Below are 25,677 nucleotides of genomic sequence, written 5' to 3'. Positions count from 1 at the left end.
TATATGCTTACTTTGCATCATGAAGATAGGGGTACAAGATGTTTTATACAGGATAAGGCCATTTTTTTTACTTTACCTGATTGTTTTGTGCGCCTGTTTGGTTATCAAACTACTATATACCCGCGAACAGATTTTTTTTGCGGTAAACGGGTGGAATAGCCCCTGGGTCGATTACATTGAACCCTACATGACCGACCTTGGCGACGGCCTTACCGCGGTTACACTCTCGTTGTTTTTTTTGTTATTTAGCTATCGTAAATTCCTGCTGCTGGCATCAAGCTATCTTTTAACCGGGTTTGTGGCCCAGGTAATTAAATATTTTGCCGATGCCCCAAGGCCCAGTTTATATTTTAAAGATCAATGGGCGCCTGTACATACAGTTAAAGGAGTAGAGATACTAACGTATAATAGTTTCCCTTCGGGGCACACTACCAGTGCGTTTTCGGCAGCGGTGGTGCTGGCTTACCTGGCAACAAAAAAAGGCTGGGGTATCCCAGCCTTACTCATGGCCATATTAATTGGCTATTCAAGAATGTATCTTACCGAACACTTTTTTGAAGATGTTATAGGTGGTTCGGCTATTGGGGTAATAGTTACTGTTTTGTGGCTTACCTGGCTGGAAAATAAGCAATTTATCCATTCCGAAAAATGGCGTACCGGGTTGATTAAAACAGTTTTTAAATAATTACCCTTCGGCGGCAAGCCTTTTTTTGCGGCGAATGGTTACCAGTATAATAATGATAATGAGCGGCAGCCCGCCATATAGGCCAATTTTAACCGGGGTTGATAAACCCTTTGCGTTGGAAATATACTGATCGTTACGTTTCAAATCGGGCGCAACTTTAATCGAGTTCGAAAATTCTCTCAGCTCGGCTTTGGCAAGCTCGGTTCTGGCTTCGGGGTAATAATATTCAAAAGTATATGTTACATCCTGTGTATATAACAAAATAAACTTTCTTAACTGGGGCGCTTCGCCGGTCGATCCGCTATTGTCAATCCTTAGGGTAAATACCCGTGCTTCAAGGTTGCCAATGGTTGTGTCGCGCGGGTTCATGATACTGCCGTTGCGCGATTGTTTCCTGATGCCATCAGCAAAAGTATTAAATACCTTTTTCAGGTCCCGCTCTTTATTCAGCGGCTTATTGTTGGCAGCGTTTTGAACGCGTATTACGCTTATAAATCCGAGGGCGGCAGTACCCTGGAAAATTTGTTGACCTAATGTATCTTTCTTGGTAAAGTTTGCTGGTAAAGAGACCGTAACCAAACTATCAATCTTTACGGGTTTAAGTATCTGACTAAAACCTAAAGTCGCAAACAGGACGAGGCTTAAACTTAAAATTGTCTTTTTCATAGATTGTTTAACTATAAAAAGAGCAAACAGTTTTAAAAATAATCAGTAATCACGCTTTTTGACGATAATGATGAAATGGTAATTGCTTGTTCTTTAATTGGTTGGCCAATGGTGATTAATGAGTAATTCAAAAGCGAGAAACAATAATTGTTGTTAATGCAATCTGTGCTTAACTCCGTTTAGTTTATGAATTGATTTTTATAATCAGTTGTGTCGATGGTATTATCACTCTATCAAATACCATGTATAGCTTTCGGCATCTATTGTAAAAGTTAAGTTGGCGGTATAATCGCGGTTAAGTTTTACGTTGATTTTCGATTTTCCCTGCTCCAAAAACGTTGCCGATTGCGTAAGCCCCGTGTAATAAAGCGGTATCTTGATGGTCCGCGTTATTTTTTGTTTAAGCGGATTATACAACATAATAAGCCCCTTAACCGGTAGCTGCGGGTTTACATGCATAATGCCATCCCAGTCGCGCCCATCGGCACGCCTTAAATGAATGATATCTGAGTTAAGAATGTCGCGGTACTTTTTATACCAATTAATTACCCCGGTTACGGTTTGCTTTGTTGCGGGGCTATCATACAAACGCGGGCCGCGATAGCAGGCTTGCACCCCGGCGCCATAATATTGCATCATTAAGGCTTTATAATCCTTTAAATGATCTTTTAGTGGTTCAAGCACGGCCTCGGGGCCGCCGCCCTGGTATTTGGTAAGCGGCACAAATCCCCACACCATTGATGGAATTTCGTTCCAAAGGCCATCAAAAATGTTTTGCCTGTTCAGTATCACCTGCTGCTCGCGCGAAAGCGAAAAATTCACTTCGCGGTAGCCAATGGCAATTTTGTTCGTACCATCTAAAAAATACCAGTCAGGGGCATTAATGTAAACACCAAGGTTATTTAGCCAGTGGTACAGTTCTTTTTGAATAGCCATTTGCTGCCATTGGCTGTCTTCTAAACCTTTATGGCCTGGATGAGTGGTGGATGCACAAACATCGCCAGGGTAGGGGCCATCGTTTTCCCAAATATCAAAACCGGTTGCGGCATAAAACTTTTTAATTTTATCGCGATAGCCCAATCCCCATTTACTGCCATAACAAGGCGCGTTACCGAAAAGCGCGCCGCCCGATTTGTTGGTTTTGGGATCGATAACATCATCCGAGTCGCTGATTCGCCGGGAGCTGAACAACGAATAGCCGCCAATTTTAATGTTTTTACTATGCGCGTAATTGGCGAGCGCTTTCCACCGGTTTAAATTTTGCATGGTGGTATCTTCCTGGTTTACCTGGCTGCCAAAGCTCATAATCAGGGCCTCGTAGCCAGTTGCTGCGCATTGATCAATAGCGGCGCGTACCTCATCGTCATTTTTGCTTACCAGGTGCATAAAAATGGGGTTGGCGGTTACCCAGGGTGCAATGGTACGGTACATTTTGCGTATGGCCAGGCCGCGCCGCTCGCGGTCATAGCTATCCATCAGCAATTCATAGGTTTGTATTGATGTAAAATCTTCGCCAGGCTTTAGCTGTACACTAAATACCCTTTCGGGATATACCTCAAGCAGGCAAGGTGTTTGATAATCATAGTTAACCTGCGATGTATAGGCTGGGTCGGCCTTCCAGTGCGTGGTTTGGTCGCTAAGAATATAGCGCATGGCGTTGTTAAACGCGTAATTGCTTTCAAAATAAATACCACGCGGCGGCTGCATTTGGGTTGTACTGCCAACTACGGCGGTTTCTTCTTCTACCATGCCCAGTATTTCGTTAGCCACCTGGCCAACTGTAATACTGCCTGTTGATTGGTTTTGAATGCTAACCCATTTACTGATAAGGGGCAGGCCATCATAAATGCTGTAATGTACGTTTACAACAATGCCTTTTAAATCATGAAATGCCGATTGGTAAACAAAAGTGATTGTTTTGCCGGTAGCCTGTTTTTTATTGGTGGACCACCAGCCATCGCTTTTCCAGTTGATGACAGTTTTGATGGGGCTTACCAGGTAATGGCTGAATTTGAAATCCGCGTCATCAGCTTTAAGCTCGTCCAACTGACCCGGAACCAGGTAGGCATTTTCCTTTTGACCATACAGGCCGCCAACGTTATAGCTTTTGCCATTTACCTGGATGCGTGCTTCGGGTTTTACCGAACGTAATAACTGCTGATGGTTTTGCAGGTTAATAAAATCGTAGCAGGCAACATTGGGCGTAATGCGGAAGCTTCGCTTTAGTAAGCCATTGTATAAAATAATGTTCTTACCGTCGGTACTTTGGTATATGGCAGCTTTTTCAAGTGCAGGTTTAACCAGCCAATCTGCCGGTTCATTTTGCCCTTTGGCGGTATTCCAAACGGGCAACGATTGTGCGTACAGCGGGGAGATATTTTGGCAAGCGCCAATAAACAGGCATATGACCGTTAACCGGCCCCAAATTGATTTAGCTGATTTCAAGTGTTTAGTAATTGATTGGCATAAAAATAAGATATGTTTAACGCATTAAGCAAGCCGCCGGCATATAAACAGTTATTTAGATGCTGTTGCACTTCAGGCGTTGTATGATTTGTATGAAGGAGACGCAATTATGCGATTTCTATCTTGGGGGAGATGAATTTGATAATCAATGTCTTACAATGACGGTACTTTAGGGCATTGATTTAACTATATTTAGTTGCGCGTCATGATATTTTTTTCAGGTTTTGCCTGATGGATACTCAATGACGGTTTTAATAAGAGCTCTTTTACCCAATCTTGTCCATCTCGCCCTTTACAAACTCGGCCAGTTCTTTTACATATTCGGCGCTGAAATCAAACTTAATTCCCGCGGTTTCGTAAATTTCTTTGATGGTTTTGGTATAGCCGAGTTTCAGGGCATCCAGGTATTGCTGTAAGCCTTTTTCGGGGTTTTCTTTATAGTTTTTCCATACCGCGATAGCGCCTAACTGGGCCATGCCATACTCAATATAGTAAAATGGCACTTCAAAAATGTGCAGTTGCTTTTGCCACAGGTTTGCTTCGGCATCCGGGTGGTCGCTCCAGTCAACAAAACCGGCGCCAAATGGTTCGTAAATTTCCATCCAGGCGGCACGTCGATCGGCATCGGTATGGTCGGGGTTGGTATAAATCCAGTGCTGAAACTGATCTACCACGGCCACCCACGGCAGGGTTTTCAATACATCGAACAATTGATCACGTTTGGCGCGTTTCAGGTCTTCTTCGTTATCAAAAAATACGTTCCAGTTATCCATCGAGATCAGCTCCATCGACATAGAAGCCAGTTCGGCAACTTCAGATGGGCAATGTTTAAAATCATTCAGCTCGAGGTCGGCAGTAAGGAAGGTATGTACCGCGTGCCCGCCCTCATGTACCATGGTGGTTAAATCGCGAAAGGTGTTGGCCGAATTCATGAAAATGAAAGGTGCGCCGGTTTCAGATAGCGGGTAGTTGTAGCCGCCTGGCGCTTTGCCTTTGCGGCTTTCCACATCAAACAGGTTGTTATCCTTCATGATCTCTAAACGCTCGCCCAGGTATCGGTTGATGTTACTAAAACATTGGATTGATTTTTCAATGAGGTCATTACCGTTTTGAAACGGTTTCAGTGCCGGCTTACCCGATACATCTACATCCATATCCCATGGTTTTAAAGCAGGTAAATTAAGCGCTTTCTGGCGTTTTTCGGCTTGTTCGCGCAGGATAGGAACAATCTCCTTTTCGATTGCCTCATGGAACGCATAGCAATCCTGCGGCGTGTAGTCAAAACGGCCCAATGCCTGGAACATGTAATCCCTGAAGTTTTCGAAGCCTGCATTCAGCGCCACTTTATGACGAAGTTTACGCAGGTGGTCAAAAAGGGTATCCAGTGTGTCTTTTTCCTGTAAACGGCGACCGGTTATCTTTTCCCAAACTTCCTGGCGCTTAGCCCGATTTGTGCCTTTTAAAAACACCGATGCCTGCTCAAGGGTATATTCCTTATCATCAATATGGACCGACATAGCGCCGGTTATCGACTGGTATTTTTGCTGCTCCACCTGTATCTCGGTTTGTACCGGGATATTCTCTTCGCGGAAAAGTTCTAAGCTTTTTTTGATCGCCCGCAAAAACACAAAATACTTTTCGCCGTCCAACTGGTCGATGTAAGGACTTGCAACCAGTTTTTTATTCAGTCCGTTATCGTAAGGCGCAATTTTGGGCGAAATTTCGGTAGCGAAGTACTGGAAGCTTTGCAACAGCTCTTCGCTGGTGGTATCGCAGGTCATGCGAATATAGCGCCAGGCCGAGTCTTCCTCTAAAGCAGCTTCCAATTCGCTCCTGTCATGCAGCCATTTTTCCAGTTCGTGGGCCGAGTTGATGGAACGGTCTAACAATTCTTTATAAAAAGGTTCAAGCGTTTCCCATTTAATATCAAGTGTAGCCGGGATATATTTTCTTGTTTTTTTGTGGATCATAATTTTTAGATGTGCAAATATGCAGCTATGCAAATATGCAGATTTAGTGGGAAAGTTAGCAAATTCTGTAAGCCGGAAAGATGTCGTTGGCATGTCAATATCCATTTGCCAACTTTTAATTACATTTGGTTAGTTAAAATTGTAAAAACAGTTTTGACGGTGCAAAAAATGAACTACTCTTTTATCACATTTTTGGGTACCGACGGCTTTTTGCCCGGCGTGCTTGCTTTAAACAATTCGATTAAAAAATATAATTACACTTACGGCCTGTTAGTATTGACAACGGACCTGGTCTCGCCCAAATCTTTAGCCGCCCTCGATAGCCGGAATATTAAACACAAATACGTAGAGCGAATAAAAAATCCCAACGAACTGGGAAATGACGAGCGTAATTTTAGGCACATGTATACCAAGCTGCGGATTTTTGAACAGGACGAGTTTGATAAAGTGGTTTATATAGATGCCGATATGCTGGTTTGTTGCAACATAGAGGAACTTTTTGATTGCCAGCATATGTCGGCAGTTGTGGCCGGCGCATTAAACCCCGTGAATAGCCATTGGGACGCGCTAAACGCAGGTTTTTTGGTTGTAGTACCAGATAGAGCACTTGCTGAACAGATGTATGCACTAATTGATACCACCCCATCAGATGATGGGAGCGACCAGGGCTTTTTGCACTCATTTTACAACAACTGGCCCAATGATAAGCACCTGCATCTGCATCATAAATACAACGTGCCTGTTTATGAAATAGAGCTTTATGCCAAATTAGATCATTTTAAATTTAGTTATAACAATAGCCGGCTGGATACGGATATTGCCATTATCCACTATTGGGGATATGATAAGCCCTGGTTTCACGATGGTAAATTGCTTAACATCCGCAGCCCGCGAATTGTAGACCGCGCCTACCTGCTTTGGTGGGATGTTTATAGGCCCGCTGATAGAAAACTTAGGGCGTTTTATTATATCAGGAATGTTATTGCCCGTAAATTACGTTCGTTATTAAAAGTTAAGTAAGTTTGGTCAAGGCAGTTATTGATAACAAGGCCCGAAAGTTATCGCTTTAGCATTTTCGGGCCTTCATTATTTTTTACTGGTTAAGCCTTTGGTTTATACAGTGTTTTCGACAATTCTTTTAGCCCTTCCTCATAGCTTGTAGGTTTAAAATTAAAAGCCTTTTCAAATTTGCTGCTGTCAAAAATATAATCATGATCGTATTGGTAGTACATCTCAACAGTGCCCATAACCACTTTTTGGAACAGGCCTATCAGCCACAGCATGTACCTGCGTAAAATAAAGAATTTAGGTTTTACGCCGTACGCCCGGGCGGCAATAGCCATAAACTCTTTGCCGGTTATAGCAGACGGGGTGGGCAGGTGCCATACCTGGTTATCACTATCGGGGTTTTGGCCAAGCAGAAACATCGCTTTACCGGCATCGGGGATGTAAATAAAGTTGTGTTTTTTGTTTGGATCGCCAATCCACTGGGCGGTTTGCTTAGCGGCGTACTTGGTTATTACCATCATATCCACAAAACTGTTTAATGAATCGGTGCCGTAAAAATCGGGCGCTCGTGCAATGGAAGCACGGATAGTACCGGCCTTAACCTCGTCCATCAGCATATTGGCAATGCCTGCGCGTACCTGTCCTTTTTTGCTACCGGGGTTGTAGGGAGTATCCTCTGTCATGGGCCCATTAACCAGGCCATACATGTATATGTTGTCAAAAAATATTAATCGGGCCCCGGTGGCTTTCGTAACGTTGATGACATTTTGCATAATAACAGGCCATTGCGCCTGCCAGATGGCGGCATCATAAACAATGCCTGCCGCCATGTAAATAACTGCCGATCCCTGGACAGCTGCCAAAACCTCATCATAGTTTAGCAGATCTGCTTTTTGCCAGGTTACATTTGTACCTGTAATGTTTACCGGTTTACGGCTAACCAAACGAACGGTTTGGTTGGCGTTAATCAATTCGCGGCTAAGGGCATTTGCTACTGTGCCGCCGGCTCCTAATATGGTGTGCATCATTTTTTCGTTTTTGTTTATCCAAAGGTAGGTTAGCTTTGAATGTCAAAACGTTAACAAAAGATAAGAAAAACACGATTTAAGGATTATACAGGATTTGATGTGCAGATTTCAGATGTGCAGATGACTTAGACATTTTAGTTGAATTGCGGAGCTTAGCTTTTGGCCTTAAGCCTTCCGCTTTGAGCTCATCAGGCGCTTATCTTCATGATCCTCCGCCTGATCCGCGAAAGCGAAACGGGTGTGATGCCTAAAAAGTTGGCTATGTAATGTTGCGGGATGCGCTGCATTACTTCGCCACCGGTTTCAAGCAGGTTGTTGTAGCGTTCTTCGGGTGTTTGAGTAATGAAGGATGCTACCCTATCTTCATAGCAAATGAGGTAATGCTCGGCTACTAATCTGCCAAAACGCTCCATTTTATAACCAATGAGTTCGTGGGTATAAATTTGCTGCATCGCTTTATAGCTAAGGGCAACTATTTGCGTGTCTTCCAGTGCCTGGATATAGTTTGAAGCCGGGGTACCGGTTAAAAAACTCTTATATGAGCTTAGTAACTCACTCTCGAAGCTAAAGTAACCGGTAATTTCTTCCCCATCTTTTACATGGAAATAGCGAACCGCCCCTTGCACTACCAGCCCAATTTTATCGCAAGTTTTACCTGGCTCCGCAAAATTTTTCTTTTTTTTAAGATTGATTACCTCCAAAAGCGGCGCTAATACAAGCCATTCGGCATCGTTCAGCTTTACATATGTTTCCACATGCTCACGGAATTTGCCGATAGCGGTTAGCGCGTCCATATTCTATCTAACAGGAATAACACCGCAAATACAACACTGGCAATGCCGTTGGTAGTCATAAAGGCAAAGTTTACCCGGCTCAAATCGTTTGGTTTTACCAACAGGTGCTGGTAAATTAACATAGCGCAGAAAAAAGCTATCCCAACATAGTATAAAATACCTACATGAGTAAAAAATACCGGCATCATGATAAATAAAGCCGATAACACATGCAAAAATGTTGATAGCCTTAATGCGTTTACCTTACCCAAATAGGCCGGGATAGAATGCAGGTTTTGGCTGCGGTCGAAATCCTCATCCTGCAACGCATAAATAATATCAAAGCCACTAACCCAGCATAAAACCGATAGTGAGAAGAATATGGGTGTTAACGCAAATTCGCCAGCAACTACTAAGTATGCGCCGATTGGAGCTAAAGACAATCCCAGACCTAAAACCAAGTGGCAAAGTGCCGTAAAGCGTTTAGTTGCGCTATAGCCCATAACTACAACCAAGGCTATCGGCGATAAGTAAAAGCACAGGTGATTCGACGGATCAATAAAAAATGTGGCTGCTATAAACAAGCCGCAATTGATCAATGTAAAGGTTAACGCCGAAGCCGCGCTGATACGGCCCGCCGGGATATCCCGCTGCTTGGTGCGCGGGTTTTGGGCATCAATATCCCTATCCAAATAGCGGTTAAAAGCCATGGCCGAATTACGGGCGAAGATCATGCACAGCACCATAAGCAACAGCTTACGCCAGTCGAATGTGTGCTGCGTAGTGGTTACCGCCAAAAAAAAGCCGATAAAAGCAAACGGCATGGCAAAAATGGTATGGGTAAATGTTACTAATGAAAGGTATTTTTTCATGTTATTTGAGTCCTTCTATTGAGAAGAAATGTTTTAATGTATTGACTTTGAAAGGTGGTGTAATTATTGTTACCATGAGGCAAAAAACACACTTTCTCCTTCTACAAAATTATCTAAAAAATTTTCTTTAAAATCAGATCCCCAAGGACTGTTGGGGTCCAGATAAAAAGAAGCCTTTTCTACTAATCGTTTTTCAAAATAGGGAAGGCAATTATCGAATGCATCGAAAAACTTGGTGACCATACCTTTTCTTTGGTAAGCTTTCTCGTTAAAATACAATACAATTTCGCTTCCAGACAATTCATCTTCGTTTTCTATTGTTTTAAACCAATCCTTATAGCGGGCAACGAATTCATTATTTTCGCTTAGTTCGTCAAGCGAAAAGTAAAGCGAAGTTTCATTTGGTGTTGGCACGACATGCCATAAATCCAAGCCCATGATGGTTTTCTTTAATCCGGTATTTGATAATGTGGCACCACAAAACTCTTATTAATATTATCTATGAACCCCAAAATCTCGTCCCGGCCCAATTGTAATTCGGCCGAGGTGATGAAGTATTGCGGGGCTTCTTCAAAAGTTTCCAGCATGGCTTTTTTAAATTTGGCTATGTTCTGATCGGTTTTAACGCTCGATTGTTTGTCGGCCTTGGTGAAAACCAGCACAAACGACAAGCCTTTTTCGCCCAGCCAGTTACAAAATTCGATATCTATTCTTTGCGGCTCCAGGCGGCTATCTATCAATACCATAACGCATTGCAGGCTTTCGCGCTTATCAAGGTAGTTATGAATAAATTTATTCCAGTTGGCTTTGTTTGTTTTGGATGCGCGGGCGTATCCGTAGCCGGGTAAATCAACAATATACCAGTTGTCGTTAATGAAAAAATGATTTATCAGCTGGGTTTTACCCGGTGTTTGCGATGTTTTGGCTAATCCTTTTTTTTGCGTGAGCATATTGATCAGCGAAGATTTGCCTACGTTTGAGCGCCCTATAAAAGCGTACTCGGCCTTAATGGGTGGCGGTAGCTTCGAAATTTGGGTATTGCTGCAAATAAATTCGGCCGTTTTAACAATCATGCTGCAAAGGTAATTATTTTTAACTGCAAGCATACGCCCGCTAACCCGTACAGGTACATGCTTGCTTTGCTTCGCGTTGTTTTACAATGGGTAAACAAATGTAAGCGCAATAATACTTAAATTTGATGTTTAAACATGTAATATAATGAACGATTATAAAATTCCTGCCCAAACCCGCATTGGTCACGTGCACTTAAAGGTAAGCGATCTGCAAAAATCCCTTGATTTTTATTGCGGTTTGCTGGGCTTTGATAAAATGATGCTGTACGGCGATCAGGCGGCTTTTATATCTGCCGGCGGCTATCATCACCACATCGGTTTAAATACCTGGCATAGTAAAGGTGCTTCACCGGCGCCGGAATATGCACCAGGCTTGTACCACACGGCTATACTTTACCCCGAACGTAAAGATCTTGCTGCAATTTTGCAGCGGCTGATTGATGCCAAATACCCCATCACCGGCGCATCAGACCATGGCGTATCCGAAGCCATCTACCTGAATGATCCCGACCAGAACGGTGTTGAACTTTACTGGGACAGGCCAAAAGAAAACTGGCCACTTGATGAAAATGGCGATCTGACCATGTTTACCAGGAGGCTGGACATAGAGGGATTATTGGCTTTGGCTAAGTAAGCTGAAGAAGAATCTGTAGTTGTGCCGGTAGTTGAGGAAAGCTGGTTGTGGAAGCACAACCGGCAGAAATTAAACTTTTGCGCCTTCTTTGGAACATCACAAACTGCCAAACAGGTTTTTAATGGCGATATCATCGGGAGTTTCGGTTAAAACTATAAAAACGCTGGTGCCAATTTGTACAGGTTTAAATTTGATATAGACCTCTGATAAAGAATAACGCTCGTTTGATTTAAGATATTTAAATACCCTGTTGGCCAGTGCCTTATTTTTATAAATAAATTCGCTTACACCAAGGTGTTGATTTTTGGAGGTGATGGTAAAATTACAGCATCTAAATGCATCATACTTATAAAGTAGTTTACTTTTTAAAGTTTGTTTGAAAAAGCCGACCTCGTAGCTTGTCGAGAAGCTTCCATTTTTGATATCCTTTGGGCTATACGCTAGCCTAACGCTGCAAGTCCCCAGTATCCGGACCATCTGGCTTTTAGAATGGTTGGCTACCCGCACACTGTCTTTTATAACCTGTGCGCGGGCATTACCAAAGCCCAAACTAAGGCAACATATCAAGATCTGTTTCCTCAACATATTAAATTCCAATCAAAAAAAATCCTGTCAATCCTGCAAAATCCCTAAATCGTGTTATAGCTCCTTTATCCTGATGTTCCGGAAGTAGGCTTTATGCCCGTGGTCCTGCAGGGCAATTAAGCCGGTTTTGGCGGTACCGTAGTCGGGATAATCTTTCCATTTACCTTCGGCTTTTTTCTTGTTCCATTCGTCGGTCCAGGCTTCAAAAGCAATTATTTTCGATCCGTTTAGCCAGTGCTCTACATGGCCATTGTTGAACACTATTTTGCTGATGTTCCATTTACCAACCTGCTCCAGTTTTTTAAGGGTGTTGGGCAGATACATGGCATAATCGCAGCCCGTTTTTTGCCATTCTTCCAATTTGTCGGGCCAGCCTTCATCGTCGATGATCTGGTATTCGGGACCGGTGTTATAGGTAGCATGGTATTTCGGGTCTTCAATTACATGGTATAGTACGCCGCTGTTGCTGCCCTTATCAATTTTCCATTCCCACTCCAGCTCAAAGTTGGTATAAGCTTTATTGGTTACAATATCGCCGCCGGTATCGCCTTCGGCCGCGCCAAGGCAAACCAGGGCACCATCAACAATAGTCCAGTTTTTAACTTCACCCTTTTTGTTGAAGCTGTGCCAGCCATTTAAAGTTTTACCATCAAAAAGGTTTACCCATGGGCCTTTTTTAACAGTTGCTTTTTTTACGTGCGTCGGTACTTTTACGCTAACCGCCGATGTTTGCACACAAACCAAAGCCGCGGCAGTCATTACCAAGCCCAGTTTTTTAAAATGTTGTTTCATAAGTTTAATAGATCGGTAAACTACTTATCATGATCCTGAATCCTCAGGGTCCTCTACCGAGAGACCCTTAGGTTACGGGAATTTTTTGTCTTAACTCTTGATTCTTGACTCTTAACTCTTTTTTGCTACCTGCATTTTCTCCGGATCCCAAAACATGGGGCTATTATTGTAATAGCTATCGTTACATAACAGGGCAGGCGCGGCAGCACGATAGCCAAATACAGCATCTTCGGTTACCTTGCCATTATTGCGGATGGCATTGAAAAAATTGTTCATATGATCATATGGGCCACCCATGTAGCCTTTGTCGGCATCGTAGGTAATCTCTTCGGGTGGCAGCATCTTTTTACGTTCGGCATAGCCAACACCGGCTTTTTTTAGCTTATCTAAATAAAAGGGATCGTCGCTGGCAAAAGTTTTGTTGCGTTTAAGGGTTACCTTGTCCCAGGTAATATCCATCGAGCCTTCGCTGCCCACCAGTTTTAAATAGGTGGTGCCGCTGGTGCCATCCACAAAGTTGCAGCGCAGCGAAAGGTTGAAAGCCGGATGTGCCTGGGTTTTACCATAATCAAAAGTGCCCAATAATACGTCGGGTACTTCGCGGCCATCGTTCCAGAAACGCAGCCCGCCCGATGCATAAATTTTATTCGGGCCCATCGAGTCGGTTATAAAGTGCAGGCTCGAAAACAAGTGCACAAATAAATCGCCGGCCATGCCGGTGCCGTAATCGGTATAGTTTCTCCAGCGGAAAAATCTTTTTTCGTCAAAGGGGCGTTTTTTGGTATTGCTGATGTAGGTTTCCCAATCCAACGTTTGGGGCGATGCATCTGCCGGGATGGGGTATTGCCAAACTTCTAACGGTTCGCGGCGGGCCCAAAATCCTTCGGCATAATTCAGCTGGCCAATAGCGCCGCTTTTTAACAGCTCATGCGCTTTCTCGTTACCTAATGATGATACGCCCTGGCTGCCTACCTGGAAAATTTTACCGGTGTCCTGCTGGGCTTTTATTACGGCAGGGCCTTCGGTAATGGCGTGTACCATGGGTTTTTCGCAGTACACATGTTTGCCGGCGTGCATGGCATCAACAGATATTTGCTGGTGCCAATGATCGGGTGTTGCAATAATAACAGCATCAATATCTTTACGGTTTAATATCTCTTTATAAACGCGGGTGGTAAAAATATCGGCACCATACTTGGTTTTGGCATCTTTAAGGCGGCCATCGTACAAATCGCAAACGGCTACCAGTTTTACGCCAGGAATTTTTAGCGCGGTATCGGTATCGCTGTTGCCCATACCACCGGCACCTATCAGGGCGATGTTGATCTGGTCGTTATATTCATAGCCCAATTGCCTTTTTAATATGGCGAAAGGTTTAACGGTACTTTGCGATGCAAACAGGCTATTGCCAACAGCAACGGCGGCAGTGGTTGTGGTTAATTTTTTAATAAAACTTCGGCGCGAGGATTCTTGTTTTTCTTTCATAGATAAGGGACATTCAATTGATGTATAATTTAATTAAAAATGAGCCGGTAAAAATTGTTATCCTATCAATAGGATAGTCTTGCCGCATTTGTTTTGGCGTTAAATTGGTTTTTAAAATTAGTGAATTGACTTAACATTTACACAAGGTTGGCAACTTAATCCAACCAGATAAAATCAATCAACATACAATCGCTATCTTTGCGCACATTATAAAAATGAGCAAAACCATAACTCCGTACAATAATGAGCAGACCACCAAGAAAGAACAGGTGGCCGATATGTTCAATAATATATCAAAAACCTACGATTTTTTGAATCATTTCATGTCCCTGGGCATCGATATCATCTGGCGTAAAAAGGCTATCAACGAATTAAAAAAAGATCAACCCAAACTGATCCTCGATGTGGCTACCGGCACCGGCGATTTTGCCTTTGAGGCCTTAAAGATCCTGAAACCCGAAAGAATTATTGGTGTGGATATCTCGCGCGGAATGCTGGACATTGCCGACCAAAAAATAGCTAAACGCGGGTTGAGCGATAAGTTTTCGGTAAAACTTGGCGATTCGGAGAAACTGCCTTTTGCCGATAACGGGTTTGACGCAGTTACGGTAGCTTACGGCGTACGTAATTTCGAGAACCTGGAAGTTGGCCTGGCCGATATTCAACGGGTTTTAAAACCAGGTGGCAAAGCAGTGGTATTGGAGTTTTCAAAACCAAAGGCATTCCCTGTAAAGCAATTGTACAATTTTTACTTTAATTATATTACGCCGGGTATTGGCAAGTTATTCAGCAAAGATTCCCGCGCTTATAGCTACCTGCCTGAGTCTGTTGCGGCCTTCCCTGATGGCAAAAATTTTGTGGCTTTAATGGATAAAGTTGGCTTTAAAAATACCAAACACAGGCCGTTGGCGTTTGGAATTTGTTCAATATACACAGGCGTTAAATGATCAAAAACCGGTACCTCTTACTTTTATGCCTTTTATTTTGCAGCAAAATTTCGCTGGCACAATACGTACCGGCATGGGGCGGAGGGGCCGATCAGCAAGACCTGAGCTTTGGTTTTAGCTTTAGTTATGTAAGCAGCGACCTGCGGATAGTAAAAAAGCCCGACTGGCGCAAGCCCTTTTTTGATGCCGCTACCAACAAAAACATCACCGACTCGGTAAACAGCATAGGCTCAAAAAGCCAGCCCGGCTTTGCCATTGGTTTTTTAACCCGCTACACCTTAACCGAACATTTTGAAGTACGCGTAACCCCTTCGCTGGTTTTTGCCGACCGGAACCTGAGTTATACTTACGCTAATCCCGACCAAAACCAAGTAAAACAAATTCAGACCACCTCGGTAGAAATCCCCCTTTCTTTCAAGCTAAAATCCGACAGGTTGGGCGATTTTCGCGCTTATATTTTGGGGGGAGTAAAATACACCAAGGCCATCGGCACCAAAAAGGATGAAACCAATCTTGATCCTTTAGATAAGATGGTAAAAAACGCTGGCGGATTTAGCTCCTACGAAGCCGGCCTGGGATGTGACATCTATTTCGAGTTTTTTAAGCTGTCGCCACAAATAAAAGTATCCAATTCCTTTGGCAACATCCTGGTGCCCGAGAATCACCCGTTTTCGGTACCTATCAGTAAGTTGTCGTTGCATACGGTGATGTTTAGTTTGTTTTTTGAGTAGCGGAGCGTTTATTGCATGGCGGCGAAGACTCACCCGGCGAGGCTACGCCCGCCACCCTCTCTCTTCTGCTGCGCAGGAAAGAGGGGTTTGAAGAGTTGACTTTTCAGCTGGGGCATAATAACTATATCGTTTTTTTAAGAAAACACAAGTCGACTTTGCAAATAAAGCTTTGCGGATTTTTGGACTATTTATTACATTTATGCATGCCATCTATCACGGATTTTTGCCGGGAACTGCGACAAAAGGAAACGCCTGCGGAGAAATTCCTTTGGCAACGGCTGAGAAACAGAAGGGTGTTTATCAAGAAAATCCTGAGACAATATCCTATTGCCGTTCAATCTACTACAAAAGGCACAATTTACTACATCGCGGATTTTTATTGCCATGAAGCTAAATTGGTAATAGAAGCCGATGGCCCCATACATTTACTGAAGAAAGATTACGATCAAAATCGCGATGAAGTTTTATCCACATTGGGCCTAACGATTTTGAGGTTTGACAACGATCAGATTTTGAAAAATACTGGGATCGTGTTAAATAAGATTAAAGCACATTTGTAATTTGACAATCGTTGAAACGCCGACTCTACGATTGCGTTTTCTTTAAAACCTAACCTTAAGTAAAAATCAATAAAAAATTTCTATTTGTTTTTTAATAACTCTTCAAGCCCCTCTTTCCTGCGCAGCAGAAGAGAGGGTGGCGGGCGTAGCCTCGCCGGGTGAGTCTTCGCCGATGTTCAACGCGCTCCCAAAACTATCCTTACCCACACACGACAATAATCCAAACTAAAAAACATAATTTCGCAGCCATAGTTATACTTCTATTATGAGTAAAATTGCATTAATCACAGGCGCAACATCGGGCATAGGCGAAGCATGCGCGCACGTATTTGCCCGCGAAGGATATAACCTGGTACTTACCGGCCGCAGGCTGGAAAGGCTGGAGAAGCTGGCCGGCCATCTAAACAAAAAATATGATACGGAGATAGCCATAGCATCATTTGATGTGAGCGACCGTGCCCAGGTGCAGGAAAACCTTGACGGTATACCCGCCCAATGGAAAAATGTTGATGTACTGATTAACAACGCCGGGCTAAGCCAGGGGCTGGACCCGATACAAAACGGCAATATTGATGACTGGGAAACCATGATTGATACCAATGTTAAAGGTTTATTATATGTAAGCCGCATTGTATCAAACTGGATGATTGAAAATGGTAAAGGCCATATCATTAACCTGGGCTCGATAGCAGGCAAAGAGGTTTATTTGAATGGAAACGTGTACTGTGCTACCAAACATGCTGTTGATGCCTTAAATAAAGGTATGCGTATTGATTTACTGCCTCACGGCATCAGGGTTACGGCCGTGCATCCCGGTGCCGTAGAAACCGAGTTTTCGGAAGTGCGCTTTAAAGGCGATAAGGAAAGGGCCAAAAAAGTATATGATGGGTTTGAACCCCTGGTAGCACAGGATATTGCCGAAACCATTTGGTTTGTAGCATCGCGCCCGCCCCACGTAAACATCAACGACCTGGTAATTATGCCAACAGCACAAGCCACGGCCGGGAATATATTTAGGAAGTAGATGTGCAGATATGCAGATTTTAGATGTGCAGATGATTGATTGATTTGAAAATTTGAAGATTTGAAAATGTTCAGTTTACGGTCAGCGACTTAATCATCTCCGCATCTAAGTTTTTAATCTGCACATCTAACCAGGCTGCACATCAAAAATCAATAATTCACTAACTCAATAATTCACTAATTAAACAATGTCACTAATCACACAAATAGACCAGGATATAAAACTGGCCATGCTGGCCAAACAGCCAGATCGTTTAAGAGGGCTTCGGGCTATAAAATCGGCCTTGTTATTAGCCAAAACTGAAAAAGGAGCCGCCGAGGAACTTACCGAAGAGGCTGAAATTAAAGTGCTGCAAAAACTGATTAAACAGCGTAAAGAGTCGGCCGATATTTACCGTACGCAAAACCGCGAAGACTTGTACGAGATTGAGATGGAAGAAATGCGGGTAATTGAGCCTTATTTGCCACAACAAATGACCCGGTTTGAAATTGAAGGCTACTTAGAGGAATTGATAGGCCGTATAGGCGCCACATCAACAAAAGACTTAGGCCGCGTTATGGGCATGGCCAATAAGGAGCTTGCGGGCAAGGCCGATGGTAAAACTATATCAGAAGTTGTACGCCAATTGTTAGGATAGCAATAATTTATCAATATAACGTTAACATCTACATTGATAAATTATTGCTATAATTGTTGCAACTCGTTCGCGGTAAACTAATTTTACAGCGGATTAACACATTTTATATACTAAAACGGGTTTTGGTATAGTTAATTGAAAATTAATACTAATTATTTATATGGATTTCGTGCTTAAAGAGGAACACGGTTTTAGTTACATCGATGAGGGCGAAGGCGAGGTGCTGTTACTACTGCACGGTTTAATGGGTTCATTGAGCAATTGGGATGGCGTGGTTAATCAATTTAAATCAAAATACCGCGTATTAATACCTATATTGCCTATTTATGATATGCCGCTTATTACTACAGGTGTTAAAAGCCTGTCGAAATTTGTGCATAAATTTATCAAGTTTAAAAAACTGAGCAATATTACAGTGCTCGGTAATTCGCTTGGCGGGCATGTGGCTTTAGTATATGTTTTGGCCCATCCAGAAAATATAAAAGCGATGGTACTAACCGGCAGCTCGGGTTTATATGAAAACGCTTTTGGGGGTTCGTTCCCGCGGCGCGAGAGTATTGATTTTGTAAGAGAAAAAGTACAATATACTTTTTATGACCCTGCTGTTGCAACAGATGAACTGGTTAATGACGTATACAAGTTAGTAAACGACAGGCATAGTGTTATAAGGCTGCTGGCCATGGCAAAATCGGCTATCAGGCATAATATGAAAAAAGATCTTCATAAAATGCAGCTTCCGGTTTGTTTAATATGGGRCCGTGATGATAAAATAACCCCGCCCGAGGTAGCAGTGGAGTTTAACGAATTATTACCAAATGCCGAATTGCACTGGCTTGATAAATGTGGCCACGCCCCTATGATGGAGCGGCCCGATGAGTTTAACGTGTTGCTGGGTGCGTTTTTAGAAAAAATAAAAGAATAAACATGGTTGCAATTGAGTTGATAGCTAACGCGATACCACCGGTACACACTTCTGACCCGATACAGAAGGTTTACGACCGTATGGTAGAGTTTCGTGTGCGCCATTTGCCAATTGTAAATGAAGAACAGTTTCTGGGCCTGATAGCCGAGGATGATATGGTTAACGAAAGCGATTTGCAGGTGCCTGTTGGCGCATTGGCATTATCGCTGGTAAACCCTTACGTGTTGGAGGATCAGCATATTTATGATGTTATCCGCCTGTTTTATGAACGCCAGCTTACCATAGTGCCTGTACTTGATGCCAAGCATAATTACCTCGGCATGATATCTATAAACGCCATTACCGAGTACTTTGCCAAAATTACGGCTGTATCTCAGCCAGGTGGTATTATCGTGCTCGAGATCAATAATAAAAATAATTCCCTGGCACACATGTCGCAAATTGTCGAATCGGATAATGCCCAGGTACTAAGTTCATACGTACAAACCTTCCCCGATTCAACCCGGATGGAAGTAACGTTAAAAATAAACAAGCAGGATATATCAACCATTGTAGCCACATTCCTCCGTTATGAGTATGATATTAAAGCAACCTTTAACCATACTGACAACAATGATAACGCCCGCGACCGGTACGATTCGCTCATGAACTATTTGAATTTGTAATTAGAAGTTAGTCCATGGACCATGGACCATAGCCCATCGACTAATAAAAAACATCTATGAAGATCGCAGTTTACGGCAGGCCATTTAATGAACCTTCGGTTATACCTTATATACAGCAGGTATTTGATAACCTGGCCCTGCACAATGTGGATATTTATGTGCACTATCAGCTTCATGAGTACCTGCAGGATAAAATAAACGGGGTAAAATACAATGTGCTGCAAGCTACCGATTCGTTAAAGGGTTTTATCGATATTTTTATAACCCTTGGTGGCGACGGCACCTTGCTGGATATGGTAACCGTTATCCGCGACTCGGGCATCCCCGTTATCGGTATCAATTTTGGCAGGCTGGGCTTTTTGGCCAGCGTAAACAAAAGCGATATCAACGCGGCTATACATGCCGTGGTAAACAGGGAGTTTACGCTGGATTGCCGCGAACTGCTCAGCATCGATTCAAAAACAAACGTATTTGGCAATGATAACTTCGCGCTTAACGATGTAACTATTCACAAGCGCGATGATGCGGCCATGATTATCACCCACGTATTTTTAAACGATGAGTTTTTAAACTCCTACTGGGGCGATGGATTGATTATATCAACATCGACAGGTTCAACCGCTTATTCGTTAAGCTGCGGCGGGCCAATCATATTCCCGCAATCAAACAGTATTGTAGTTACCCCGGTATCGCCGCATAACCTGAATGTACGGCCAATTATATTACCCGATAACAGTAAGCTATGTTTCGAGGTGGAAACCCGCAGTTCCAAATACCTGGTATCATGCGATTCGCGGATGGCTGTTATGGACGAAACCATGAAATTCCTGGTACAAAAAGCAAACTTCCAGCTAAATTTAATCAGGTTAAATAATGAAAGTTACTTAACCACGTTAAGAAACAAACTATTATGGGGATTGGATGCCCGTAATTATTAATTTTGCTTGATGCCCAAATTTGTACTTTTCGCACTCCTCTTCATATTTTCGTATCATGTACAGGCCCAAACCTGGGAGGTAGGCGGCGCTATTGGCGGGGCAGGGTATATTGGCGATTTAAATCCCAATAATCCGGTTAAAATAAGCGGAGCCTCTGCCGGCTTATATATTAAACGCAATTTTGACGGTTACTTTTCGGCAAAGCTAAATTTCAGTTACGCTAAATTTGGCGCGGCCGACAGTACATCCTCCAGCCAGCAATTTCGTGACCGTAACCTGAGCTTTACCGATGGTGTAATGGAGCTTGCCGTTATTGGCGAATTTAATTTCCTGAAATATATACCCGATGCCGGCCCTAATAAATTTACGCCTTTTATATACGCAGGTATAGGTGTTTCTACATATGACCCGCGTACTACTTATAACGGTAGTACAGGATCACTCAGGCAATTGAAAACCGAGGGCCAGAAAACCCAGTACGGCGATAATACCATGGTAATTCCGTATGGGGTAGGTGTAAAGTACAATATCGGCGGCAAGTTTAGCCTGGCGGCAGATATGGGCTACCGATACGCCTTTACCGATTATCTTGATGATGTAAGCGGTACGTATGCCGATAAAAGCAAATTAACCGGTGTTGCCCGCGCATTATCTGATCGGTCGGGCGAAAAAACCGGCATCTACATAGGCTCGGCCGGCACCCAGCGCGGCGACCTTAAGCCACGCGACAGCTATTTTATAGTTGGGCTTACCATCTCCTATACTTTTGTTACCAAGCGCTGTTATTTTCAAAATTAAATTTCAATTTAACAGTATTTAACAAATTAAATTTTGTTTTTTATGCAATAAATGATTTTATAGTTCGTTTTGATATTAAAATCAGTATTTAATACTGGTTTTAAATTTTAACCTTAATCTATAATGTCATGGCCGAATTAACTGCTTCTCCCCAAAAATCTGGTGCAGCCCACGGGCGCAAAAAACAAAATCTCAGGATTGACCTTACCGCAATGGTCGACCTTGCTTTCCTGCTCATTACCTTTTTTATCATGACAACTACACTGGCCAAGCCAAGAGCGATGGATTTAGCCATGCCGGTGGATGTCGATCATACAGATGTGCCCGCCAGTCGCAGCCTTACCATTTGCCTCGGCAAACACAATCAGGTTATGTGGTATCTGGGCGAACTTAAGAATCCTATAATAGCGCCCACGGTGGCAGGCTTTGGACACGATGGCTTGCGAAAAGCGCTTATCGAAACCAATAAAATGATCCATGATAAATATGGTAAAGACATGATTGTTTTAGTTAAACCCAGCAACCATTCTGTTTACAGCAGTTTGGTGAGTACGCTGGACGAACTTACCATCACCAAAACAGACAGATATTCTATTGTTGATATAGCCACACCCGATATAGACGCCTTAAAGCAAAAAGGCATTTATTAAAATGATATTCAAGTAATTCCACCTAACCTTACACATATCCTTTTGACGGGCATCGCAACCATTTTACCGGTTGTTGATGCCCTTTTTTGCGTTTTGTTGATTTATAAATTAAAATAAACAGATGCATAAAGTGCCATTCATGTGTTTTTTATGACATTTATCAGCATTATTTACAATAACATTTTCTTTTATTGCTGCATACTAAAAAAATACAAAGTAAGTTTTACCTTTGTACCCTGAAAAAACCGGCAACGTGGCATTTAACTATGGCTGTTGGCGGCTGATTTATAAAGCGGATTAGTCTAAAAAAACAAATATTTATTAGACATAGCATTGACGACATTTAAAACAAGCATGTCTTTTTTATAGCCATAACACCGGCTTTTGATAATGAGCAATATGGAATATTTGGATCAGATTGATTTGTTGAAACTACCTAAGCACGTAGCTATCATTATGGATGGCAATGGGCGCTGGGCCAAAGAAAAAGGCAAATTACGCGTATTTGGTCATCACAATGGTGTAATATCTGTAAGGGATGTAGTGGAGGGATGCGATAAACTGGGTGTAAAATATATCACACTATATACCTTCTCGTCAGAAAACTGGAACCGCCCTAAGTTTGAGGTAATGGCTATTATGGAGTTAATGGTAAGCACTATCCATAAAGAGATAGCCGGCTTTATGAAAAACAACATTAAGCTTAATGCCATTGGCGACCTGGATTTGCTGCCCGCCAAATGTTTAAAAGAACTTAACAACGCCATGGAAACCACAAAGGATAATACCGGAGTGATTCTTACACTAGCTTTAAGCTACGGCTCGAGGCGCGAAATTTTACACGCTGCAAAAAATATAGCAGCACAGGTAAAAAGCGGCGAGCTGGAGATTGAAGATATTAACGAAGCTGTTTTTGAACGCAACTTATTTACCAACGATATGCCCGACCCCGAACTATTGATACGTACCGGCGGCGAGTATAGAATAAGCAACTATTTATTATGGCAAATAGCCTATGCCGAATTGTATTTTACAACCAAGCTATGGCCCGATTTCAGGAAGGAAGATTTGTACGAAGCTATACTCGATTATCAAAAACGCGAACGCCGTTTTGGTAAGACCAGTGAGCAGGTTAACTAAATTTTTTCTTTTAACAAATTTTAACAACTGTATAAATTAATTTTAGCCCACTAAAATATTCGAATGTATAAATTTCTTTTTGCTATTCTTTTCACTGTTTTTGGTACTGCGGTACTGGCCCAGGTTTCAAATGCGCCAAGGCCACAGCTCACCAAACAGATACCGGCCGATAGTTTAAGTTACCTCAATCCGCGCGATTATATTATTGGTGGTATTAGTGTAAGTGGCGTAAAATATCTTGATAAAGACAACCTGATATTACTATCTAAATTAACCAAAGGCGACCGTATTAACCTGCCAGGCGAGCGCAATGCCGAAGTAATTAAGAAGTTATACGAGCAGGGTTTATTTGACGATGTACAGTTAAATATTACCAAAATTAACATGGATACCGTTTACCTGGAGATTGTTGTTGTAGAGCGCCCACGTTTGTCGCGCCTGCATATTACAGGTATCCGCAAAGGCGAAATAGAAGATATCCAGAAAAAGCTAACCGATAAAACGGGTAAAATAGTAAATGAAAATTTACTGAGCACCACATCGGCCATCATCAAAAAGCATTTTAACGAAAAAGGTTTTTTAAACTGTACCGTTATCATGACCCAGCGTAAAGATCCGGGAGATGCTAACAGCGTGATATTGGATGTTAAAATTGATAAGAAAACAAAAGTTAAGATAAACGACGTTATTTTTGAAGGGAACAAAGCCTTTTCGCAAAGCGATTTGCGCGGTTATTTAAGCAAAACCCGCAGAAAGCACTGGTATAACGTTTTCGGATCAAAGAAATTTAAACAGGATAAGTACGAAGAAGATAAGTTAAACCTTATCGAAAAAATGCAAGCCAAAGGTTATCGCGATGCCGAACTGGTGAGCGATTCTGTTTGGAAACACGACGATCAAACGGTTAATGTAAAAATAAAAGTTTACGAAGGACCTAAATACTACTTTGGTAAAGTAACCTGGAGCGGTAACGCCAAATACTCTGCCGATATATTGGAGCGCATACTGCACGTTAAAAAAGGCGATGTATTTAGCGAAGATGAGTTAAACAAACGCTTAAGCGGCCCAACGCCAAGCAATGATGATGTATCATCGCTGTATTTAAATGACGGTTATTTAACCTTCAACGCCGACCCGGTACAAACAAGGGTTTATAATGATACTGTTGATCTGGATATTCGTATCTACGAAGGCCCGCAGTACACCATTAACCGTGTAAGCCTTAAAGGTAATGATGTAACCAACGATAAGGTTGTGTTGCGCGAAATCCAAACCAAGCCAGGCCAAAAATTCAACAAAGAGTTATTGATCCGTAGTGCGCGTGAAATTGGCCAGCTGGGTAACTTTGACGAGCAGAAGACAGAGCCTAAGCCAACCAACATCAATCCGCAGGATGGTACCGTAGATATTGTTTACAACGTAGTTGAAAAACCTTCAGACCAGATCGAACTTTCGGGCGGTTTTGGCGGCGGGCAGCTGGTGGGTACACTGGGGCTTACATTCAACAACTTCTCGTTACGTAATATTTTCAACCTTAAGGCTTACAAACCACTGCCAAAAGGCGATGGACAAAAACTAAGCTTACGTGGTCAGTCAAGCGGTCGTACTTATCAAAACTTCTCGTTCACATTCAGTGAGCCGTGGTTGGGTGGTAAAAAACCAATTTACTTTGCTTTATCGGCGTATACACAAGGTAGTTCAACCGGGCAGTACTATGCAAAAACAAGCCCTTACTACAATAACCTGCGTATTAACGGTGTTGGTATTACTTTGGGTAAACGCTTAAAATGGCCTGATAACTATTTCCAGCTTAACTACTCATTAAACTTCGACCACTATAACCTGGATAACTATACCGGTTACCTGTTTAGCAACGGTACATCGTTCAACATCAAGTTAACACAGGAGTTAACACGTAACTCTATTGATGCGCCTATATTCCCTACACAGGGTTCAAACATCAAATTTACGGTACAGGCTACGCCTCCGTATTCCATGTTCAACAACGTGAACTATAAAGTAGCTACCCCGCAGGAGCGTTACCACTTTGTAGAGTACTATAAATTCAAATACGACGCACAATGGTTCAACAAAATTGTGGGTAAATTTGTGCTGATGAGCCAGGTAAGGTTTGGCTTCCTGGGTATGTACAACAAAGAAGTAGGCCCATCGCCGTTTGAGCGCTTCAAATTAGGTGGCGATGGTATGCAGAGCTACCAGTTTTTACAGGGTAGCGAGATCATCGGCTTAAGGGGTTACCAAAACTTCTCGATTGTACCAGAAGGTTCAAACGAAAATCAGAACACTAACACTGGTAGCACTATCTATAATAAGTACACTATGGAGCTGCGCCACCCGGTTATCGCCAGCCAGTCGGCAACGATATTTTTGTTAGCATTTGCCGAAGGTGGAAACGTTTGGAATAATTTTAGCCAATTCAATCCGTTTAACGTACGTCGCTCTGTAGGTGTGGGCGCAAGAATATTTTTACCTATATTTGGCTTGCTTGGATTAGATTATGGCTATGGATTTGATAAAATACCGGGCGCGCCTGATGCAAACAGAGGGCAGTTCCATTTTACAATTTCTCAGAGTTTATCCGGCGGATTTAATTAATTTGCACCGCGA

At 42.6% G+C, this 25,677-nt stretch carries 26 protein-coding genes; 15 read left to right on the top strand and 11 right to left on the bottom strand.

Features of this window, described 5'->3' with window-relative positions:
* Positions 1-19 precede the first annotated feature (19 nt).
* Positions 20-685, top strand: a complete 666-nt coding sequence (locus tag AC1DU2_RS00295) for a phosphatase PAP2 family protein (protein WP_477382297.1) — start codon at positions 20-22, stop codon at positions 683-685.
* On the opposite strand, the gene AC1DU2_RS00290 is transcribed toward AC1DU2_RS00295, so the two are convergent.
* The 3 genes from AC1DU2_RS00290 to AC1DU2_RS00280 all read right to left on the bottom strand — a co-directional run bounded on the left by AC1DU2_RS00290 (position 686) and on the right by AC1DU2_RS00280 (position 5,787).
* A complete protein-coding gene (locus tag AC1DU2_RS00290; protein ID WP_477382295.1) occupies positions 686-1,351 on the bottom strand; it encodes a hypothetical protein in 666 nt (221 codons plus the stop codon).
* Positions 1,352-1,576: 225 nt separating this feature from the next.
* Positions 1,577-3,796 (bottom strand): alpha-galactosidase, encoded by a 2,220-nt coding sequence (locus AC1DU2_RS00285; RefSeq protein ID WP_477382293.1) that lies wholly within the window; start codon positions 3,794-3,796, stop codon positions 1,577-1,579.
* Between the two features lie 287 nt (positions 3,797-4,083).
* Positions 4,084-5,787: a M3 family oligoendopeptidase gene (locus tag AC1DU2_RS00280; RefSeq protein WP_477355621.1), complete on the bottom strand. Its 1,704-nt coding sequence runs from the start codon at positions 5,785-5,787 to the stop codon at positions 4,084-4,086.
* A 168-nt stretch (positions 5,788-5,955) separates the two neighbouring features.
* Between AC1DU2_RS00280 and AC1DU2_RS00275 the strand changes: the two genes are divergently transcribed.
* Positions 5,956-6,807 (top strand): glycosyltransferase, encoded by an 852-nt coding sequence (locus AC1DU2_RS00275; protein ID WP_477355625.1) that lies wholly within the window; start codon positions 5,956-5,958, stop codon positions 6,805-6,807.
* Positions 6,808-6,887: 80 nt separating this feature from the next.
* On the opposite strand, the gene AC1DU2_RS00270 is transcribed toward AC1DU2_RS00275, so the two are convergent.
* From AC1DU2_RS00270 to yihA, 5 genes are all read right to left on the bottom strand, one after another.
* On the bottom strand, positions 6,888-7,823 hold the full coding sequence (locus AC1DU2_RS00270; protein ID WP_477382292.1) for an NAD-dependent epimerase/dehydratase family protein: 936 nt from the start codon (positions 7,821-7,823) through the stop codon (positions 6,888-6,890).
* A gap of 188 nt (positions 7,824-8,011) precedes the next feature.
* Complete coding sequence (locus AC1DU2_RS00265; protein WP_477355631.1) at positions 8,012-8,617, bottom strand: Crp/Fnr family transcriptional regulator; 606 nt, start codon at positions 8,615-8,617, stop codon at positions 8,012-8,014.
* Positions 8,605-9,468: a UbiA-like polyprenyltransferase gene (locus AC1DU2_RS00260; protein WP_477355634.1), complete on the bottom strand. Its 864-nt coding sequence runs from the start codon at positions 9,466-9,468 to the stop codon at positions 8,605-8,607. Before AC1DU2_RS00260 ends, AC1DU2_RS00265 begins: the two co-directional genes overlap by 13 nt.
* A 69-nt stretch (positions 9,469-9,537) precedes the next feature.
* Positions 9,538-9,906, bottom strand: a complete 369-nt coding sequence (locus tag AC1DU2_RS00255; protein ID WP_477382291.1) for a hypothetical protein — start codon at positions 9,904-9,906, stop codon at positions 9,538-9,540.
* 11 nt (positions 9,907-9,917) lie between these two features.
* Complete coding sequence (gene yihA, locus AC1DU2_RS00250; RefSeq protein ID WP_477382290.1) at positions 9,918-10,541, bottom strand: ribosome biogenesis GTP-binding protein YihA/YsxC; 624 nt, start codon at positions 10,539-10,541, stop codon at positions 9,918-9,920.
* 145 nt (positions 10,542-10,686) lie between these two features.
* Between yihA and AC1DU2_RS00245 the strand changes: the two genes are divergently transcribed.
* Entirely contained in the window at positions 10,687-11,175 is a 489-nt protein-coding gene (locus AC1DU2_RS00245) for a VOC family protein (RefSeq protein WP_477382289.1), read from the top strand.
* Positions 11,176-11,271: 96 nt separating this feature from the next.
* On the opposite strand, the gene AC1DU2_RS00240 is transcribed toward AC1DU2_RS00245, so the two are convergent.
* The 3 genes from AC1DU2_RS00240 to AC1DU2_RS00230 all read right to left on the bottom strand — a co-directional run bounded on the left by AC1DU2_RS00240 (position 11,272) and on the right by AC1DU2_RS00230 (position 14,037).
* On the bottom strand, positions 11,272-11,760 hold the full coding sequence (locus tag AC1DU2_RS00240; RefSeq protein ID WP_477382288.1) for a hypothetical protein: 489 nt from the start codon (positions 11,758-11,760) through the stop codon (positions 11,272-11,274).
* Between the two features lie 54 nt (positions 11,761-11,814).
* Entirely contained in the window at positions 11,815-12,552 is a 738-nt protein-coding gene (locus tag AC1DU2_RS00235) for a 3-keto-disaccharide hydrolase (RefSeq protein WP_477382287.1), read from the bottom strand.
* A gap of 111 nt (positions 12,553-12,663) precedes the next feature.
* Positions 12,664-14,037 (bottom strand): Gfo/Idh/MocA family protein, encoded by a 1,374-nt coding sequence (locus AC1DU2_RS00230; protein ID WP_477382286.1) that lies wholly within the window; start codon positions 14,035-14,037, stop codon positions 12,664-12,666.
* Positions 14,038-14,252: 215 nt separating this feature from the next.
* On the opposite strand from AC1DU2_RS00230, the gene ubiE reads away from it, so the two are divergent.
* The 12 genes from ubiE to bamA all read left to right on the top strand — a co-directional run bounded on the left by ubiE (position 14,253) and on the right by bamA (position 25,665).
* Entirely contained in the window at positions 14,253-14,984 is a 732-nt protein-coding gene (gene ubiE, locus AC1DU2_RS00225) for a bifunctional demethylmenaquinone methyltransferase/2-methoxy-6-polyprenyl-1,4-benzoquinol methylase UbiE (protein ID WP_477355653.1), read from the top strand.
* Positions 14,981-15,715, top strand: coding sequence for a type IX secretion/gliding motility protein PorT/SprT (gene porT / locus AC1DU2_RS00220; protein WP_477382285.1), 735 nt, complete (start codon positions 14,981-14,983; stop codon positions 15,713-15,715). Before ubiE ends, porT begins: the two co-directional genes overlap by 4 nt.
* 11 nt (positions 15,716-15,726) lie before the next feature.
* Complete coding sequence (locus AC1DU2_RS00215; protein ID WP_477382284.1) at positions 15,727-16,275, top strand: endonuclease domain-containing protein; 549 nt, start codon at positions 15,727-15,729, stop codon at positions 16,273-16,275.
* 265 nt (positions 16,276-16,540) lie between these two features.
* Positions 16,541-17,299, top strand: coding sequence for an SDR family oxidoreductase (locus AC1DU2_RS00210; protein WP_477355659.1), 759 nt, complete (start codon positions 16,541-16,543; stop codon positions 17,297-17,299).
* Positions 17,300-17,486: 187 nt separating this feature from the next.
* On the top strand, positions 17,487-17,936 hold the full coding sequence (locus AC1DU2_RS00205; RefSeq protein WP_147056520.1) for a GatB/YqeY domain-containing protein: 450 nt from the start codon (positions 17,487-17,489) through the stop codon (positions 17,934-17,936).
* A 160-nt stretch (positions 17,937-18,096) separates the two neighbouring features.
* Positions 18,097-18,858 carry an alpha/beta fold hydrolase gene (locus AC1DU2_RS00200; RefSeq protein ID WP_477382282.1) on the top strand — a complete coding sequence of 254 codons (762 nt, stop codon included), beginning with the start codon at positions 18,097-18,099 and terminating at the stop codon, positions 18,856-18,858.
* 2 nt (positions 18,859-18,860) lie between these two features.
* Positions 18,861-19,523: a CBS domain-containing protein gene (locus AC1DU2_RS00195; protein WP_477382280.1), complete on the top strand. Its 663-nt coding sequence runs from the start codon at positions 18,861-18,863 to the stop codon at positions 19,521-19,523.
* Positions 19,524-19,579: 56 nt separating this feature from the next.
* Positions 19,580-20,461 (top strand): NAD kinase, encoded by an 882-nt coding sequence (locus AC1DU2_RS00190; RefSeq protein WP_477382278.1) that lies wholly within the window; start codon positions 19,580-19,582, stop codon positions 20,459-20,461.
* A gap of 9 nt (positions 20,462-20,470) precedes the next feature.
* A complete protein-coding gene (gene porG, locus AC1DU2_RS00185; RefSeq protein WP_477382276.1) occupies positions 20,471-21,259 on the top strand; it encodes a type IX secretion system protein PorG in 789 nt (262 codons plus the stop codon).
* Between the two features lie 128 nt (positions 21,260-21,387).
* Positions 21,388-21,909: an ExbD/TolR family protein gene (locus AC1DU2_RS00180; protein ID WP_477382274.1), complete on the top strand. Its 522-nt coding sequence runs from the start codon at positions 21,388-21,390 to the stop codon at positions 21,907-21,909.
* A 399-nt stretch (positions 21,910-22,308) separates the two neighbouring features.
* Positions 22,309-23,049, top strand: coding sequence for an isoprenyl transferase (locus AC1DU2_RS00175; protein WP_477355683.1), 741 nt, complete (start codon positions 22,309-22,311; stop codon positions 23,047-23,049).
* A gap of 63 nt (positions 23,050-23,112) precedes the next feature.
* Positions 23,113-25,665, top strand: a complete 2,553-nt coding sequence (bamA, locus tag AC1DU2_RS00170) for an outer membrane protein assembly factor BamA (protein WP_477355686.1) — start codon at positions 23,113-23,115, stop codon at positions 25,663-25,665.
* The last annotated feature ends 12 nt before the right edge of the window (positions 25,666-25,677 follow it).

It is taken from the genome of Mucilaginibacter sp. P4_C11, assembly GCF_056402115.1.
This window is presented reverse-complemented; position numbering and strand designations above follow the sequence as displayed.

Coding starts and splice junctions, on each gene's coding strand:
- AC1DU2_RS00295 (WP_477382297.1), top strand. CDS start 20: ATGAAGATAGGGGTACAAGATGTTTTATACAGGATAAGGCCATTTTTT.
- AC1DU2_RS00290 (WP_477382295.1), bottom strand. CDS start 1,351: ATGAAAAAGACAATTTTAAGTTTAAGCCTCGTCCTGTTTGCGACTTTA.
- AC1DU2_RS00280 (WP_477355621.1), bottom strand. CDS start 5,787: ATGATCCACAAAAAAACAAGAAAATATATCCCGGCTACACTTGATATT.
- AC1DU2_RS00275 (WP_477355625.1), top strand. CDS start 5,956: ATGAACTACTCTTTTATCACATTTTTGGGTACCGACGGCTTTTTGCCC.
- AC1DU2_RS00270 (WP_477382292.1), bottom strand. CDS start 7,823: ATGATGCACACCATATTAGGAGCCGGCGGCACAGTAGCAAATGCCCTT.
- AC1DU2_RS00265 (WP_477355631.1), bottom strand. CDS start 8,617: ATGGACGCGCTAACCGCTATCGGCAAATTCCGTGAGCATGTGGAAACA.
- AC1DU2_RS00260 (WP_477355634.1), bottom strand. CDS start 9,468: ATGAAAAAATACCTTTCATTAGTAACATTTACCCATACCATTTTTGCC.
- AC1DU2_RS00255 (WP_477382291.1), bottom strand. CDS start 9,906: ATGGGCTTGGATTTATGGCATGTCGTGCCAACACCAAATGAAACTTCG.
- yihA (WP_477382290.1), bottom strand. CDS start 10,541: ATGATTGTTAAAACGGCCGAATTTATTTGCAGCAATACCCAAATTTCG.
- AC1DU2_RS00245 (WP_477382289.1), top strand. CDS start 10,687: ATGAACGATTATAAAATTCCTGCCCAAACCCGCATTGGTCACGTGCAC.
- AC1DU2_RS00240 (WP_477382288.1), bottom strand. CDS start 11,760: ATGTTGAGGAAACAGATCTTGATATGTTGCCTTAGTTTGGGCTTTGGT.
- AC1DU2_RS00235 (WP_477382287.1), bottom strand. CDS start 12,552: ATGAAACAACATTTTAAAAAACTGGGCTTGGTAATGACTGCCGCGGCT.
- AC1DU2_RS00230 (WP_477382286.1), bottom strand. CDS start 14,037: ATGAAAGAAAAACAAGAATCCTCGCGCCGAAGTTTTATTAAAAAATTA.
- ubiE (WP_477355653.1), top strand. CDS start 14,253: ATGAGCAAAACCATAACTCCGTACAATAATGAGCAGACCACCAAGAAA.
- porT (WP_477382285.1), top strand. CDS start 14,981: ATGATCAAAAACCGGTACCTCTTACTTTTATGCCTTTTATTTTGCAGC.
- AC1DU2_RS00210 (WP_477355659.1), top strand. CDS start 16,541: ATGAGTAAAATTGCATTAATCACAGGCGCAACATCGGGCATAGGCGAA.
- AC1DU2_RS00205 (WP_147056520.1), top strand. CDS start 17,487: ATGTCACTAATCACACAAATAGACCAGGATATAAAACTGGCCATGCTG.
- AC1DU2_RS00195 (WP_477382280.1), top strand. CDS start 18,861: ATGGTTGCAATTGAGTTGATAGCTAACGCGATACCACCGGTACACACT.
- AC1DU2_RS00190 (WP_477382278.1), top strand. CDS start 19,580: ATGAAGATCGCAGTTTACGGCAGGCCATTTAATGAACCTTCGGTTATA.
- porG (WP_477382276.1), top strand. CDS start 20,471: ATGCCCAAATTTGTACTTTTCGCACTCCTCTTCATATTTTCGTATCAT.
- AC1DU2_RS00180 (WP_477382274.1), top strand. CDS start 21,388: ATGGCCGAATTAACTGCTTCTCCCCAAAAATCTGGTGCAGCCCACGGG.
- AC1DU2_RS00175 (WP_477355683.1), top strand. CDS start 22,309: ATGGAATATTTGGATCAGATTGATTTGTTGAAACTACCTAAGCACGTA.
- bamA (WP_477355686.1), top strand. CDS start 23,113: ATGTATAAATTTCTTTTTGCTATTCTTTTCACTGTTTTTGGTACTGCG.